The sequence below is a fragment of the Marinobacter salarius genome (assembly GCF_032922745.1).
Lineage (GTDB): Bacteria > Pseudomonadota > Gammaproteobacteria > Pseudomonadales > Oleiphilaceae > Marinobacter.
The window spans coordinates 1,800,907-1,814,822 of sequence record NZ_CP136693.1; the positions used below are offsets into that span (position 1 = coordinate 1,800,907).

Below are 13,916 nucleotides of genomic sequence, written 5' to 3' on the forward strand. Positions count from 1 at the left end.
CGTATCAGGCCGCCCGGTGGGCGGCCTTCGGGTTTCTTCAGGGGATTCCTCATGGAACACACTCAACGTCGCCCCACCGGGGTGGCCAGGGCATCGTCTGGCCTGATGGATGGCCTGCAGCGCTGGTTGCCCAAACTGGTGGTGGCCCCGACCTTCCTGCTGGTTGGCATCGGGATCTATGGCTACATGCTATGGACGGGCGTGCTGTCATTTACCAATTCCAGCTTCCTGCCCAGTTACAATTTCGTCGGCCTTGAGCAATACGCCAAGCTGATGGAGAGCGAGCGCTGGATCGTCGCTTCATGGAATCTGGCAATTTTTGGCGGGCTCTTTATCGGCATCTGCCTGTTGATCGGCGTGGTGCTGGCGATCTTTCTGGACCAGCGCATCCGCCAGGAAGGCGCGATCCGGACTATTTATCTCTATCCCATGGCGCTGTCCATGATTGTCACCGGCACCGTCTGGCGCTGGATTCTTAACCCGCGCCTGGGGCTGGAAAAACTGATGCACGACTGGGGCTGGACGTCCTTCAGCTTCGACTGGCTGGTGAACTCTGACTTTGCCATCTACACCATTGTGATGGCGGCGGTCTGGCAGGCATCCGGCTTTGTGATGGCGCTGTTTCTGGCTGGGCTGCGCGGCGTGGATTCGTCGATCATCCGCGCGGCGCGGGTGGATGGCGCCAGCCTGCCGGTGATCTACTGGAAAATCATCCTGCCGTCGTTGCGGCCGGTGTTCTTCAGCTCGGTGATGGTGTTGGCCCACATTGCTATCAAGAGTTTTGACCTGGTGATGGCGATGACGGCGGGCGGGCCGGGCTACTCCACCGACCTGCCGGCGGTGTTCATGTACGCCCATACCTTTACCCGTGGCCAGATGGGGCTGGGCTCTGCCAGCGCCATGCTGATGCTGGGTGCGATTCTGGCATTGTTGGTGCCTTACCTGTATTCCGAACTGAGGGAGAAACGCCATGACTGATATGGTTCGTACCGGCTTTCGCCCCAGCCGCATTGCTATCTATGGCGTGCTGCTTCTGGCCTGCCTGGTGTACCTGATTCCGCTGATCGTGATGTTGATCACCAGTTTCAAGACGCCCATGGATATCCGCTCTGGCAACCTGCTGGCACTGCCCACCGACTGGACAACCATCGGTTGGACCAAGGCCTGGTCCGAGGCCTGCACCGGTGTGCAGTGTGAAGGCGTGAAAGGGTATTTCTGGAACTCGTTCAAGATGACGGTGCCAGCGGTGATGATTTCCACCCTGCTGGGTGCCTTTAACGGCTATGTGCTGTCGAAATGGAAGTTCAAGGGCTCGGATCTGTTGTTCGGCATGTTGCTGTTCGGCTGTTTTGTGCCCTTCCAGGTGGTACTTCTGCCCATGGCGGCCACCCTGGGCAAGTTGGGTATGGCCAACACCACCGCCGGACTGGTGCTGGTTCACGTGATCTACGGGGTGGCCTTCACCACGCTGTTTTTCCGCAACTATTACGTGGCCATTCCCGACGCTTTGGTGAAGGCGGCCCGACTCGACGGCGCCGGCTTTTTCACCATCTTCTTCCGCATTCTTCTGCCCATGTCCACACCCATCTTCATGGTGTCACTGATCTGGCAGTTTACCCAGATCTGGAACGACTTCCTGTTTGGCGTGGTATTCGCCAGTGGCGACAGCCAGCCGATAACGGTCGCCCTGAATAACCTGGTGAACACCAGTACCGGGGTGAAGGAATACAACGTGGATATGGCCGCCGCCATGATTGCCGCCCTGCCAACGCTGGTGGTGTACATCGTGGCCGGCAAGTACTTTATACGCGGCCTGACGGCCGGCTCGGTTAAAGGGTAAAACAACATGTCACAACTTGAACTGCGGGACATCCGCAAGACATACCCGGGGGCTCTCGATGAGACGCTCAAAGGCATCAATATTGACATCGCATCCGGTGAGTTCCTGACTCTCGTTGGGCCTTCCGGCTGCGGCAAGTCAACCCTGATGAACAGCATTGCCGGCCTGGAATCCATTACCGGTGGGTCGATTGTGGTGGAAGGCAGGGATATATCCACCATGGAGCCGAAGGACCGGGACATCGCCATGGTGTTCCAGTCCTACGCGCTGTATCCCACCATGTCGGTACGCGAGAACATTGCGTTCGGCCTGAAAATCCGCGGTATGCCGAAAGACGAGATCCAGCAAGAAGTGGAGCGGGTGGCTGATCTGCTGCAGATTTCCGCATTGCTGGACAAAAAGCCGGCCCGGCTCTCAGGCGGTCAGCAACAGCGGGTCGCCATGGGGCGCGCCCTGGCTCGCAGGCCGAAGATTTATTTGTTCGATGAGCCGTTGTCCAACCTGGACGCCAAGCTGCGGGTGGAAATGCGAACCGAAATCAAGAAGCTGCACCAGCGCCTGAAAACCACCATTGTGTACGTGACCCACGACCAGATCGAAGCCATGACGCTGGCGGACCGGATCGCGGTGCTCAAAGACGGCGAACTGCAGCAACTGGGCACGCCGAAGGAAGTGTACGACACGCCGGAGAACCTGTTTGTCGCGGGCTTTATGGGTTCGCCGTCCATGAGTTTTATCAATGTGACGGTAGAGCAGGCTGGATCAGGCCTGGTGGTCAACGTTGAGGGCAGCGATGGCCGGAAACTTGCCCTGCCAGTGCCGGATTACCTGCAGGGGTGGGCCGGCAAACAGGTGGTGCTCGGCATCCGCCCGGAGCACATAAGCCAGCCAGATGAACAGAAAAGGGATAGCCAGATGGTGGCCGAGAGCCGGTTTACGGTGGAGGTGACCGAACCCACCGGGCCGGACATCCTCGCCGTGATTCGCCTCAACAATGTTGATGTGCAGTGCCGGCTGGATGCGGAACACCCGGTGAACTGGGGGGAAGAGGCGGAACTGATGTTCGACATGAGAAAGGTCGTGTTCTTCGACCCGGACAGCGAGAAGCGCATCCGCCCATAGTCGCGCCAGCCCCTCTCCGTTTTCAGAGCTGCTCCAGATGTGCCAGCAAGTTGTCGGCACGCTGGAGCAGCGCCTCCCGCCTTTCTGGTTTCTGCTTGTCCCAGTTGCGGTACATCATGCCCATGCGCGGATTGCTGGCAAAGTCTTCCCGATGGCGATTGATGAAATGCCAATAGAGCGCATTGAACGGGCAGGCGTCGTCTTCCGTGGCCTTGTTGACCTTGTAGTGGCAGTTGCTGCAATGGTCGGACATGCGCTGGATGTATTTGCCGCTGGCGGCATAGGGTTTCGATCCCAGGTAACCGCCGTCTGCGTGCATGACCATGCCGAGCACGTTGGGTAGCTCCACCCAGTCGTAGGCGTCCGCGTACACCGCCAGGTACCAGTCACAGATCTCCTCCGGCTTGACGCCGGCCAGCAGCGCAAAATTACCGGTCACCATCAGCCGCTGGATATGATGTGCATAGGCATTGCGACGGGTGGCATCAATAGCCTTGTGCATGCAGCGCATGTTGGTGTCCCCGGTCCAGTAGAACCAGGGTAGGGAACGGGTATTACCGAGCCGGTTTTCCTGTGCGTAACCCGGCATATGCAACCAGTAGATACCCCGCACAAACTCACGCCAGCCCAGGATCTGGCGGATAAAGCCCTCCACTGCGTTAATTGGCGCACGCCCCGAATACCAGGCCTGTGCGGAGGCCTCGCAGACGGCCAGTGGATCCAGCAAGCCGCAATTGATGTAGGGCGACAGGATGGAGTGAAACAGCCAGTCTTCATTGTCTGACATGGCATCCTGAAAGTCGCCGAAACAGGGCAGGGCAAAATCGATGAAGTACTCCAATGCCTGCTCTGCGTCCTCGTGGGTGACGGCAAAGTGAAAATCCTCCGTGGTGCCGAAGTGTTCGCTAAAGTGTTGCTCTACCGCCTCAATCACCTCCCGGGTCACCTTGTCGGGCTCAACGCGAAAGGGAGCCGGAGCCGCCGGTTTTCCCGTCCACTTGCGGCGGTTGTCGGCGTCGAAATTCCATTCGCCGCCCTCAGGCTTGCCATCTGGTGTCATCAACAAACCGGTTTTTCGTCGCATTTCCCGGTAGAAGAATTCCATTCGCAGCTGTTTGCGCCCCTCTGCCCAGTCCGAAAACGCCTGCTTGCTGGCGATAAAACGCGTATCCGGCCGGATCTCCACCGGCACACCCAGGCGCTCATGCCACTGGCTAACCTGCTCGTGCAATCGCCACTCGCCGCACTCTGTCGTGATCACCCTGTCAGCGCCGGTTTCTTTGAGCTGATTGGCGATGACAGACTCGAGATTTCGGGTTTCGTTATCGGGGTGGTAAGTCTGGTAGTGAACCTGCCAGCCGTCATCCTCCAGCCGCTGTGCGAAATGGCGCATGGCGCTGAACAGCAGAACCAGTTTCTTCTTGTGGTGATTGGTGTAGCTGGCCTCGTCGTGGACCTCTGCCATAACGATTCTGTCTCGTTCCCTGTCAGCGTTGTCGAGTGCGCTGATGGCGGTGGTCAGCTGGTCGCCGAGTATCAGAATCAGATTGGACATAGCGGGAAACGACCTCCGTACCTGGGGCAGCAATCACCCATGATCGCCACGATGTGGTACGAAGGATACGCCAGCGGCGCAAGGCTGGTTCAGCTGGAAGGCTAGCCGCCGGTCATATTCATAAACCGAAGAATCTGAACGTCACCCTCGCTGGAAAAGTGATGGCGCTCCGGTTTCAGGTCCATGGCATTGATGATGGTTTCACGGAGCTTGTCATCGGTTTCCGGGTGGCCGCGCAGCACGCGGCGCAGATCAACGGAATGCTCATTGCCCAGGCACAGCAGCAGGCGGCCTTCCACCGTGACCCGAACGCGGTTGCAGGTGGAGCAGAAATTGTGGGAATGGGGCGAGATGAAACCGACCCGAACGTCGCTGTCCGGCATGCGGTAGTAGCGGGCGGGCCCGCCGGAATCTTCCGGAGTGGGAACCAGCGCATGGCGCTGGCTGATGATATCGCGCACTTCGTCGCTGGTGCATAGCACCTGACCGCGATCATGATCGGAAATTTCGCCCAGTGGCATTTCCTCTATGAAGGTAATATCCACCTTCTTTTTACGGGCAAACTCAACCAGCTCTGGTACTTCCTGGTCGTTGCCACCTTTCATGACAACGGTATTGAGTTTGATGCCCTCAAACCCCGCCTCTTTTGCGGCGTCTATACCATCAAGAACCTGGGCAAGCCGGCCAGTGCGGGTGATGCGGCTGAACTTCTCGGCATCCAGGGAATCCAGGCTGATATTCAGCCGCTTGAGTCCGGCCTTGCGCAGTGGCTCTGCCATGGTGGGCAACTGGCTGCCATTGGTGGTCATGGCGAAGTCCCGCAGACCAAATGTGCCGATTTCCTTGACCAGTTCCAGAATGCCCCGTCTTACAAGCGGCTCTCCCCCGGTCAACCGAATCTTTTCGGTGCCCAGGGATACGAAGGTCTTTGCCACCTGGGCAATCTCTTCAAGCGTCAGCACCTGCTGCCGTGGCAGGAAGGTCATCTCCTCGGCCATGCAGTACACGCACCGGAAATCGCAGCGGTCTGTGACGGACAGACGCACATAGTTGACGGTGCGACCAAAACGGTCTGTCAGCGTGGCGTTGGGCATGGGTAAGTTCCCCGTCTGGCTTTGTATACAACAAGCATAACCAATGTGTGGCGAATAACCCAACCCAATATCGACAAAAGAACCATTCGGGCGTAAGAACCGGTTTTATGAATTCTGCGTATACACGTATCGGTTTGGCCACTTTCGGTGTGAACCTGATATCGATGACTTATTGGAGTTGATGAATGCACATCACCCGTTACACCGATTACTCCCTGCGTGTTCTGGTTTACCTGGCGGTGCAGGGTGATGAGCTGGCGACCATTCAGCAGATCGCCGACAGCTATGAGATCTCCAAGAATCACCTGATGAAAGTCGTTCATCAACTCAACAAGAATGGCTACATCGAAACCGTCCGTGGCAAGAAAGGAGGGATGCGCCTGCACATGGCGCCGGAGGACATTAACGTTGGCATCCTGGTCAGGGAAACCGAACAGGATCTCAGTGTTGTGGAGTGCTTTTCCTCCAGGAATGCCTGCCGCATCACGCCGGTCTGTGGGTTGAAATCAATGTTCGGCGAGGCCTTGACGGCATTCCTGGAAGTACTGGACCGATACACGCTGGCCGATATTATTAACGACCAGCATCGCCCGCAGTTACTACGACTTTTGCAGATCGCTTAACCCAAGGCCCGGTTGCTGAATTCCGGTAGCAGCCGGTTGCGCATCCGGTCCGGCAGTGAATAGCCGAAAATGCGTTTCAGCACGGTTGAATACTGTTTGGCGAAGGTGCCGGTGTTGTACGGAATACCGTGCTTTTTACACACCGCTTGAACTTTCTCCGACATTTCGGGGTAGCGGTGGGCTGGCAGGTCCGGGAACACATGGTGCTCAATCTGATAGCTCAGATGGCCGCTCAGTAGGTGCACCCACTTACTGCCGGTAAAGTTGCTGGAGCCTGTCAGTTGGCGCAGGTACCAGTGGCCCTTGCTCTCACCTTCGCATTCCTCCTCGGTAAACGTCTCCGCATCCTGGGTAAAGTGGCCACAGAAAATGACCGTGGACGACCACAGGTTACGGATCAGGTTGGCGCCAATGTTGCCCGCCAGTACCACCGGAGCCACCGGAAAGGTGATCAGCGGGAAGAACACATAGTCCTTGAAGGCCTGACGGCCGCCCTTGCGGAAGAAGTCCTTCAGGAACGGAATCTTTTCCCGTACCGAGATTTCCCGGCGGCGGATTCGTTCAGACTCCAACTCATGCAGCCCCACGCCCCACTGGAAGAACACACTCAGCAGGATATAGTTGATGAGCTGCAAGCTATGGGCCGGCTTCCATTTGTCGTCGTCGCTCAGGCGCAGCAGCGCATAGCCATAGTCCCGGTCCTTGCCAATAATATTGGTGTAGGTGTGGTGCTCGTAGTTATGGGTGCGGCGCCAGGAATCGCCAGTGCACACCGTATCCCATTCATAGGTCTGCGAGTGGAGCGACGGGTCGTTCATCCAGTCGTACTGGCCGTGCATGACGTTGTGGCCGATCTCCATGTTTTCGATAATCTTGGAGATGCCCAATGCCGTGGTGGCCGCCAGGAACACGGGTGGGATAAACCCGAAGGGCATCAGCACCCGGCCACCGATTTCCAGGGATCGGTGAAGCCGAACGATCCTGCGGATGTAACGTGCATCCCGTTCGCCAAGATCGGAAATCACCTGGTCACGAATGGTGTCCAGGTCGTTTTCAAGCTCTTTCAGTTGTGTTTCGTTCATCGTTTTCATGGTGACTCCTTGCAGAATGGTCGAACCATGTCTGCCAATAATGGGTTCAGGCGTTGTGGTGCGGCCGGTCAGAGTTCAACAGACACCGGCCCGCTCGGAACAGACACACAAAGCTGAATGGTTTCCTCGCCCGGGCCGGAGGCTTTCCCGGTCAGGCGGTTGATCACAGTGCCGCTGGTCTTGCGGCAACTGCACTGGTGACAGATGCCCATGCGGCAGCCGTAGCGTGGCGACAGTTTCGCGGCCTCGGCAATGTCCAGCAGCACCGCATCGCCTTCGGACGAGACATCCAGGTTGCTGCGTTGGAAATGCACCGCTCCTCCGAGGGACTCGGTGTCGAGATTTGCGGACGGTGCGGAGAAGAAGGTGCTGTGAATGCGGTCTTCGCCAATCCCCCGCCGATACAGGAGATCGTTGGCCAGATCCATGAGCCCTTTCGGCCCGCAGAGGTAGCACCGCCGGGCTGGAATGCCGGGAACCTCATCCAGGTGTTGCTCGCTGAGGAGCTGGGGCGGGTGGGTGTCGCTGGTGGCAAACACCTTCAGGGTGAAGGCCGGCCAGCGACTGGCCAGCGCGTGCAGCTTTTCCGCAGCAATCACATCGGCCTGGGTGCGCACGAAATACAGCAGGGTCACCGGTGCCCGATAGTCTGATGCCGCCATGGTTTCCAGCTGGCTCAGCACCGGGGTGATGCCGCTGCCACCGGCGATGTACAGGGCTGGCTCCTGCGGAGCGGGAATCTGGAAGTCGCCGAACGCCTCGCCCAGCCCGATGACAGCGCCTGGCTCCAGGTGGTCGTGCATCCAGTTGGTCACCAGACCACCGGGTAGCCGTTTGATGGTCAGGGTAACGGTGCCGTCTGCGCGCCATTGAAGGGGCGAGCTGGACAGGCTGAAGGTTCGGTTGCGACGCACGCCGTCGACATCGATGCCAATATTGACGTGCTGACCGGCGGCAAAGCCTTTCCAGCGGCTGGCCGGAGCCAGGACAAAGGTTTTGGTGTCGGCAGTTTCGTTGTAGATGGCTTTTACTCTGGCTGGCGTGTACTGCCGTACCCACATCGCGTTGATGCGCTCCAGCAGGGGGTCGAAAAAGGCAGCCGGGTCGTCCCGGTTAAAAAGCTGCCTGCCCAGCCAGTGCAGGGTCGGTGACTTTTCCAGTACAGATATCATGATTGCTCTCCTTTGTACTGATGTGTACAAGTGTTCACTAATGTGTGCGACTGTACACACCGAAGCGTTGGGCGGCAATCAAGCCATTAACATTGTCCTCTAATGACAAGTTCGGGTTATTTTTAGTGTGGGTCTGTGTACACTTGTTGGCTTGTGATCAACCGATGAGCTAGTTCCAGGCCATGGCAGAAAAACAACGACGTAAGCCGGGTGAAACCCGCGAAAAACTGATGAACGCGGCATTGGCCCTGGTGGGAAATGGGCGGCACTTTGCCAGCCTGGGCATCCGCGAAGTCACCCGGCAGGCAGGCGTGGTGCCGACGTCGTTTTACCGGCATTTCCGCAACATGGATGACCTGGGGCTGCAGTTGGTGGACGAATTGGGGCTGGTGCTTCGACGGATGATGCGCGAGGCGCGGGCGAACGTATTGCAGGCGGACAAACTGATCGACGAATCAGTCGGTATTTTTATCTCCCATGCCCGCAATAATCGCAGCTTTTTCATGTTTATGGCCCAGGGGCTGGCGGGGGAGAGCCGGGCGGTACAGGAAGGCATTCGCAGCGAAATGCGTTATTTTGCCAGCGAACTGGCCAATGATCTTCGGCGTCTGAAAGTGGCTGATCACCTGAGCGATGCCGATCTGGATATGACCTGCGACCTGGTGGTGCGCAGTGTGGCCTTCAGCCTGACAGACATCCTGGGGATTTCTCCCGACGACGACTATCAGGAAGAACAGGTGCGGCAGCGAACCGCGCGCTTTCTACAGCTGATATTTGTGGGCGCAGCCAACTGGAAGAGTCAGTCCTGAAGGTCGACCATTACTCGCGGAAACTGGCATCAATGCGGTCGAGCTTGCGTAGCAGGCCCGGCCAGGCCAGCTTGCCGCCCAGGCCTTTGGTCACCTGATCCGCCTGTTGCCGGATGGTATCCACAATGCCGGCAGGAATTGGCGTCAGTGGGCGATCGCCCGACAGTGCCCTGATCTGGATCTGACAGGACGTTTGCAGTATGTACATGGCCAGGAAGGCATCGGGAATACTGGAGCCGGTGGTCAGCAGGCCGTGGTTGCGAAGAATCATGAAATTGGTATTGCCGAGATCTTTTTGCAGGCGGGCCTTCTCGTCTTCCCGTAGCGCCACACCTTCATAGTCGTGATACGACAGGCTCGCCAGTGCAAACAGGCTCTGCTGGGATAACGGCAGCAGGCCCTCCTGTTGCGCGGATACGGCAATACCGTCGGTGGTGTGCAAATGCATGACGCAGGCGGCATCGTCCCTGACCTGGTGGATGGCGCTATGGATGGTAAAACCCGCAGGATTGATATCGAAGTCGTCGGGATTGATCTTGTTGGCGTCCTGATCCACTCGCACCAGGCTGGAGGCTGTAATTTCCTCGAACATCATACCGTATGGATTAATAAGAAAGTGGTGCTCGTCACCGGGTATCCGTGCGGAAATATGGGTAAATACCAGATCGTCCCAGCCGTACAGGGCGACCAGACGATAGGCCGCGGCGAGGTCGACTCGGAGCTGCCATTCTTCCTTGCTGACCTGATCTCTTTTTGACGGAATTGAAAGTTGTTCGGACATGGCATTGGCTCCCGTTCTCAGGTGTTGCGTTACTTTTTGTTGGAGGCGGCGACCTTTCTGCGGACGGATTTTTGAGTGGCGGTATCAGGCGGGAGAGCCAGCATTTCCAGTTCATCCAGAGCCTCGCCGGTGTAGACCGCCAGCTTCTGCATGCTGGGCAACGTATCGCGACAACCCGTGAAGCCAAAGTTCAGTGAACCGGTATAGCTCAGGCAGGTGATATTGAGAGCACCGCCATGGGCAATGAGCGAGACCGGGTACATCGCCTCCAGCCGAGCGCCCTCATAGTAAAGCGTTTCCTCGGGCCCCGGTACGTTGGAGATGGTCACGTTGAACACCGGGCGCATTCGCCCGCCGAGGCCAGACATCAACTGCAGGATGTAGGGTGACATCAGCAGCATGGTGTACTGAGTCAGGGCTTTACGCGGCAGTTTCTGCAGATGCTGTTTGGCCCTGCGGGTGGAGTGTTTGATGTTCTTCAGACGCGAGAGCGGATCCGCTTCGTCCGTGGCCAGCGATGCGATCATGAAACTGATCTGGGTGCCGGTGCCCTGGTCATCGGAGGGGCGGATATTCACTGGAATTCCGGCGGTGAGTGGCGTATCCGGCAGGTTATCCTGTTCAACAAGAAAACGACGCAGGGCAGTGCCACAGAGGTAAAGCACAATGTCGTTAAGGGAACCGTTGGACGCCTGGGCAACCTTTTTGATTCGCTCTAACTGGTAGTGCTGGGTGGCAAACCGCCGCTGACCGGTGACTCGGTGGTTGAGGGCGGAAACCGGGCCGGCAAATGGGGCGGTCAGCCCCTCTTCCGGGTGTCGTGCGGACTGGATCAGGCGGTTCATGGCATCCCAAAGGCGCGGGGCCATGTCGGCCTGAATCCTCAGGGCTTCCATTGCCTGCGACAGAGCGGCGGAAATACTGGCCTCGGAATCTGTCTTGCTGCCGCGTGTTCGTTTCGGGCGTACCGACCATGGCGGTAGCATATTAATCTCACCGGGATCCTTGCTGAGCACCCGCTGCATCAGCCGAACACCGCTGATGCCATCTATCATGGAGTGGTGCATCTTGGTGTAGAGCGCAAATCGGTTGTTTTCCAGGCCCTCGATAATGTGGCATTCCCACAGCGGGCGGGAGAAATCCAGCGGGTTGGAATGCAGACGAGACACCAGGATACCCAGCTCACGCTCGCTGCCAGGGCGGGGTAATGCCGAGTGGCGAACGTGGTAATCCAGGTCAAGCTTTTTGTCGACTTTCCAGGACGGAGCGACCAGGCGGCCCAGGAACCCTGAAAAGGCGAGCTTGTAGCACCAGGGTGGCGCTACATCGGCATCTGCTTTCATGCGCGCGAGCATGTCTCTGAGAAACGTCTCCGGAGCATCTTCCGGTAGTGAAAAAATCTGCAGGTTACCGACGTGCATCGGAGTGTCTTCCGATTCCACCGCCAACCAGGAGGCGTCCAGTGTGCCCAGCCGTTTCATTGATCGTCCTCTTGCTTTATGAAGCTGCCAAACTGCACTCAATCTGATGCGTTTGGATTCGTATAGTTGTTGTTCGAAAGTATACGCAACAACCGAGACAATCACACGAACACGTGCGTTGAAAAGTTCAGCTTTTTGCGCGCAACTCTATTCCTGTCTTTCCTGCGGTTACACGTCGTTGCGAATCACGATTCACTTTTTTATAGCCTCCTGTGCTATTTTCTTTCGCTGGCTAACTTCAATACAACAAAAACTCTGGAGGCACTGTGGAATCCAGTCTACTGATCTCTGCAGGGCTGCCGATTGCCCTGTTTATCATCATGATCGGTATAGGTATGACCCTGACGGTCAGGGACTTCCGCCAAGTGGCGGTTTTTCCAAAAGGTATGGTTGTGGGTACCGTTGCGCAGATACTGCTCATGCCCATGGTGGCCTTTGCCATTGCCTCCATGCTCGACCTGTCCTCTGCGATTGCCGTGGGGCTGGTGATCATTGCGGCCTGTCCGGGCGGCACCACCTCCAATCTGTTTGTACTGCTGTCCCGGGGGAACATTGCCCTGTCGATAGTGCTGACGGTCACGGCCAGTCTTATAACCATCGTGACACTGCCATTGTTCACCAACTATGCGCTTCAACTCTATGCCGGCACGGAGGAGTCCATCACGCTGCCGGTGGGAAGAACGGTGGGCATGCTTGTGGGTATTGTCCTGTTCCCCGTCGCGGTTGGGATGGTCTTTCGCACCCGGGCGCCAGAGCTCTCACGCCGTGCAGAAAGCGCGGTCAGCGTGTTTGGCGGTGTGGTCCTGGCGTTGTTGGTTGTTGGGCTGATCTGGGGCGTACGCGACCAGATCTGGGACTTGCTGCGACAGGCAGGCCCAGCAACCCTGTTGCTGAACATTGCCGGCATATTCGTGGGGCTCCTGGCAGGCCGTGCCGTTGGTCTGACCCAGCGCGAATCCATTGCGGTTGCCGTGGAGCTGGGCATCAAGAACAGCACCATTGCCCTACTGGTGACGCTGACACTGCTGGAGTCCAGCACCATGTCGATCCCGGCGGCGGTATACGGCGTGCTGATGTTTCCGATCGGATTCCTGCTGGCGGCCTACGGCCGGAAAGTGATTCCCGCTACAATCATTACCCAACCGCGTCCAGGGACCAAGGCCGGGTAGGCACGAGGCCGCTTAGTGGCTATGCTCCTGACTAGGGTCGTTTTTCGGTCGGGAGCTGCCACCATGAATTTTCTCAACGGAATTACCCTGCTGCTGGTGTATCAGTTGGTAGGGGAAGTCACTGTTCGTCTTCTCTCACTGCCGATTCCAGGGCCCGTGCTGGGTATGGTAATGCTGTTCCTGACCCTGATGGTTCGGGGCTACACACCGGAGCCACTGGAGAACGCCTCCAGCGCCTTGCTTAGCCATCTGTCGCTACTGTTCGTACCGGCTGGTGTTGGTATGATGAGTCATTTCGGCCGGATTGCGGATGAGTGGCTGCCGATCACGCTGGCTCTGTTTCTCTCCACTATTATCACCATGGTCGCCACCGCTGGCATTATGCAGATAACCTCGCGATGGTTTACCCGACCCGAAAGCGCGGGAGGGCAGCGGGATGAATGAGCCGGCCATTCGTGATATCTGGGTTTATCTTTCAGCGTCGCCGTTGCTTGGCCTGACCATAACACTGGTAGCCTATGGCCTTGCCTACCGTCTATACCTGAAGTCCAACTCCAGCCCTCTGGCCAACCCGGTGGTTACCTCAGTGGCGATGCTGATTGCGCTATTGATGCTCACTGGTACCTCCTACGACGAATACTTCGAAGGCGGACAGTTTGTTCACTTTCTGTTAGGACCAGCCACCGTGGCGCTGGCAGTTCCCCTTTACCAGCAGTTTTCCCGCTTGCGCCAACTCTGGTTGCCGGTATCCATTTCCCTGTTGTGCGGTGTCGTGATTGCGGCGGGCAGTTCCATCGGGCTTGCCTGGCTGCTTGGCGGTTCCGCGGAAATCCAGATGTCCCTGGCGCCAAAATCCGCCACGGCGCCGGTTGCCATGGGGATTTCGGAAACCATTGGAGGCATCCCGTCCCTGACCGCTGTTCTGGTAGTGGCCACAGGTATTGTCGGTGCGGTGCTCGGCACCAAGCTGTTTGAATGGATGCGCATCACCGACGACAGTGTGAAAGGTATTGCCATGGGCGTCGCAGCCCATGGCATAGGTACGGCTCGGGCGTTTCAGGTCAGTTCCCAGATGGGGGCTTTCTCTGGGTTGGCCATGGCGTTGTCGGCGTTTGCGACGGCGTTGATTGTGCCCTGGTTGGTGGATCTACTCGGTATTTAACCCGGAAGCAGGAGGTA

At 57.7% G+C, this 13,916-nt stretch carries 14 protein-coding genes; 8 read left to right on the plus strand and 6 right to left on the minus strand.

From position 1 onward, the window contains the following. The first annotated feature begins 51 nt into the window (after positions 1 to 51). Genes R1T46_RS08290 through R1T46_RS08300 form a run of 3 tightly spaced genes read left to right on the plus strand, consistent with a single transcriptional unit; the run spans position 52 to position 2,962 of the window. A complete protein-coding gene (locus R1T46_RS08290; RefSeq protein WP_075194413.1) occupies positions 52 to 978 on the plus strand; it encodes a carbohydrate ABC transporter permease in 927 nt (308 codons plus the stop codon). Further along, entirely contained in the window at positions 971 to 1,840 is an 870-nt protein-coding gene (locus R1T46_RS08295) for a carbohydrate ABC transporter permease (protein WP_036208880.1), read from the plus strand. Before R1T46_RS08290 ends, R1T46_RS08295 begins: the two co-directional genes overlap by 8 nt. Before the next feature lie 6 nt (positions 1,841 to 1,846). Continuing rightward, positions 1,847 to 2,962, plus strand: a complete 1,116-nt coding sequence (locus tag R1T46_RS08300; RefSeq protein WP_317307964.1) for a sn-glycerol-3-phosphate ABC transporter ATP-binding protein UgpC — start codon at positions 1,847 to 1,849, stop codon at positions 2,960 to 2,962. Positions 2,963 to 2,984: 22 nt separating this feature from the next. Here the strand turns inward: R1T46_RS08300 and R1T46_RS08305 are convergent, their stop codons facing one another. After that, positions 2,985 to 4,517, minus strand: coding sequence for a cryptochrome/photolyase family protein (locus R1T46_RS08305; protein ID WP_317307965.1), 1,533 nt, complete (start codon positions 4,515 to 4,517; stop codon positions 2,985 to 2,987). Positions 4,518 to 4,618: 101 nt separating this feature from the next. Then, entirely contained in the window at positions 4,619 to 5,611 is a 993-nt protein-coding gene (gene moaA / locus R1T46_RS08310; protein WP_041334038.1) for a GTP 3',8-cyclase MoaA, read from the minus strand. Between the two features lie 185 nt (positions 5,612 to 5,796). Here moaA and R1T46_RS08315 point away from each other — a divergent pair, with 185 nt between their 5' ends. After that, on the plus strand, positions 5,797 to 6,234 hold the full coding sequence (locus R1T46_RS08315) for an RrF2 family transcriptional regulator (RefSeq protein ID WP_041334041.1): 438 nt from the start codon (positions 5,797 to 5,799) through the stop codon (positions 6,232 to 6,234). On the opposite strand, the gene R1T46_RS08320 is transcribed toward R1T46_RS08315, so the two are convergent. Continuing rightward, a complete protein-coding gene (locus R1T46_RS08320; RefSeq protein WP_213479641.1) occupies positions 6,231 to 7,325 on the minus strand; it encodes a fatty acid desaturase family protein in 1,095 nt (364 codons plus the stop codon). The genes R1T46_RS08315 and R1T46_RS08320 overlap by 4 nt on opposite strands. A gap of 68 nt (positions 7,326 to 7,393) precedes the next feature. Then, the gene (locus R1T46_RS08325) at positions 7,394 to 8,497 is read right to left on the minus strand and encodes a ferredoxin reductase (RefSeq protein ID WP_317307966.1); all 1,104 of its coding nucleotides are present in this window, start codon (positions 8,495 to 8,497) and stop codon (positions 7,394 to 7,396) included. Between the two features lie 182 nt (positions 8,498 to 8,679). Between R1T46_RS08325 and R1T46_RS08330 the strand changes: the two genes are divergently transcribed. Continuing rightward, positions 8,680 to 9,306 (plus strand): TetR family transcriptional regulator, encoded by a 627-nt coding sequence (locus R1T46_RS08330; RefSeq protein WP_317307967.1) that lies wholly within the window; start codon positions 8,680 to 8,682, stop codon positions 9,304 to 9,306. A 10-nt stretch (positions 9,307 to 9,316) separates the two neighbouring features. Here R1T46_RS08330 and R1T46_RS08335 read toward each other — a convergent pair whose 3' ends face one another. Then, complete coding sequence (locus R1T46_RS08335; RefSeq protein WP_007153342.1) at positions 9,317 to 10,087, minus strand: class II aldolase/adducin family protein; 771 nt, start codon at positions 10,085 to 10,087, stop codon at positions 9,317 to 9,319. Between the two features lie 29 nt (positions 10,088 to 10,116). Beyond that, positions 10,117 to 11,568 (minus strand): wax ester/triacylglycerol synthase family O-acyltransferase, encoded by a 1,452-nt coding sequence (locus tag R1T46_RS08340; RefSeq protein ID WP_317307968.1) that lies wholly within the window; start codon positions 11,566 to 11,568, stop codon positions 10,117 to 10,119. Positions 11,569 to 11,834: 266 nt separating this feature from the next. Between R1T46_RS08340 and R1T46_RS08345 the strand changes: the two genes are divergently transcribed. The 3 genes from R1T46_RS08345 to R1T46_RS08355 all read left to right on the plus strand — a co-directional run bounded on the left by R1T46_RS08345 (position 11,835) and on the right by R1T46_RS08355 (position 13,899). Beyond that, positions 11,835 to 12,737, plus strand: coding sequence for a bile acid:sodium symporter family protein (locus R1T46_RS08345; RefSeq protein WP_317307969.1), 903 nt, complete (start codon positions 11,835 to 11,837; stop codon positions 12,735 to 12,737). Between the two features lie 63 nt (positions 12,738 to 12,800). After that, the gene (locus R1T46_RS08350; protein WP_317307970.1) at positions 12,801 to 13,181 is read left to right on the plus strand and encodes a CidA/LrgA family protein; all 381 of its coding nucleotides are present in this window, start codon (positions 12,801 to 12,803) and stop codon (positions 13,179 to 13,181) included. Then, positions 13,174 to 13,899 carry an LrgB family protein gene (locus R1T46_RS08355; RefSeq protein ID WP_317307971.1) on the plus strand — a complete coding sequence of 242 codons (726 nt, stop codon included), beginning with the start codon at positions 13,174 to 13,176 and terminating at the stop codon, positions 13,897 to 13,899. The genes R1T46_RS08350 and R1T46_RS08355 overlap by 8 nt, the downstream gene beginning before the upstream one ends. The last annotated feature ends 17 nt before the right edge of the window (positions 13,900 to 13,916 follow it).

Bases quoted from the DNA above. Each gene is read 5' to 3' on its own strand.
- R1T46_RS08290 (WP_075194413.1), top strand. From the start codon at position 52: ATGGAACACACTCAACGTCGCCCCACCGGGGTGGCCAGGGCATCGTCT.
- R1T46_RS08330 (WP_317307967.1), top strand. From the start codon at position 8,680: ATGGCAGAAAAACAACGACGTAAGCCGGGTGAAACCCGCGAAAAACTG.
- R1T46_RS08325 (WP_317307966.1), bottom strand. From the start codon at position 8,497: ATGATATCTGTACTGGAAAAGTCACCGACCCTGCACTGGCTGGGCAGG.
- R1T46_RS08350 (WP_317307970.1), top strand. From the start codon at position 12,801: ATGAATTTTCTCAACGGAATTACCCTGCTGCTGGTGTATCAGTTGGTA.
- R1T46_RS08355 (WP_317307971.1), top strand. From the start codon at position 13,174: ATGAATGAGCCGGCCATTCGTGATATCTGGGTTTATCTTTCAGCGTCG.
- R1T46_RS08315 (WP_041334041.1), top strand. From the start codon at position 5,797: ATGCACATCACCCGTTACACCGATTACTCCCTGCGTGTTCTGGTTTAC.
- R1T46_RS08335 (WP_007153342.1), bottom strand. From the start codon at position 10,087: ATGTCCGAACAACTTTCAATTCCGTCAAAAAGAGATCAGGTCAGCAAG.
- R1T46_RS08340 (WP_317307968.1), bottom strand. From the start codon at position 11,568: ATGAAACGGCTGGGCACACTGGACGCCTCCTGGTTGGCGGTGGAATCG.
- R1T46_RS08320 (WP_213479641.1), bottom strand. From the start codon at position 7,325: ATGAAAACGATGAACGAAACACAACTGAAAGAGCTTGAAAACGACCTG.
- R1T46_RS08300 (WP_317307964.1), top strand. From the start codon at position 1,847: ATGTCACAACTTGAACTGCGGGACATCCGCAAGACATACCCGGGGGCT.
- R1T46_RS08295 (WP_036208880.1), top strand. From the start codon at position 971: ATGACTGATATGGTTCGTACCGGCTTTCGCCCCAGCCGCATTGCTATC.
- moaA (WP_041334038.1), bottom strand. From the start codon at position 5,611: ATGCCCAACGCCACGCTGACAGACCGTTTTGGTCGCACCGTCAACTAT.
- R1T46_RS08305 (WP_317307965.1), bottom strand. From the start codon at position 4,517: ATGTCCAATCTGATTCTGATACTCGGCGACCAGCTGACCACCGCCATC.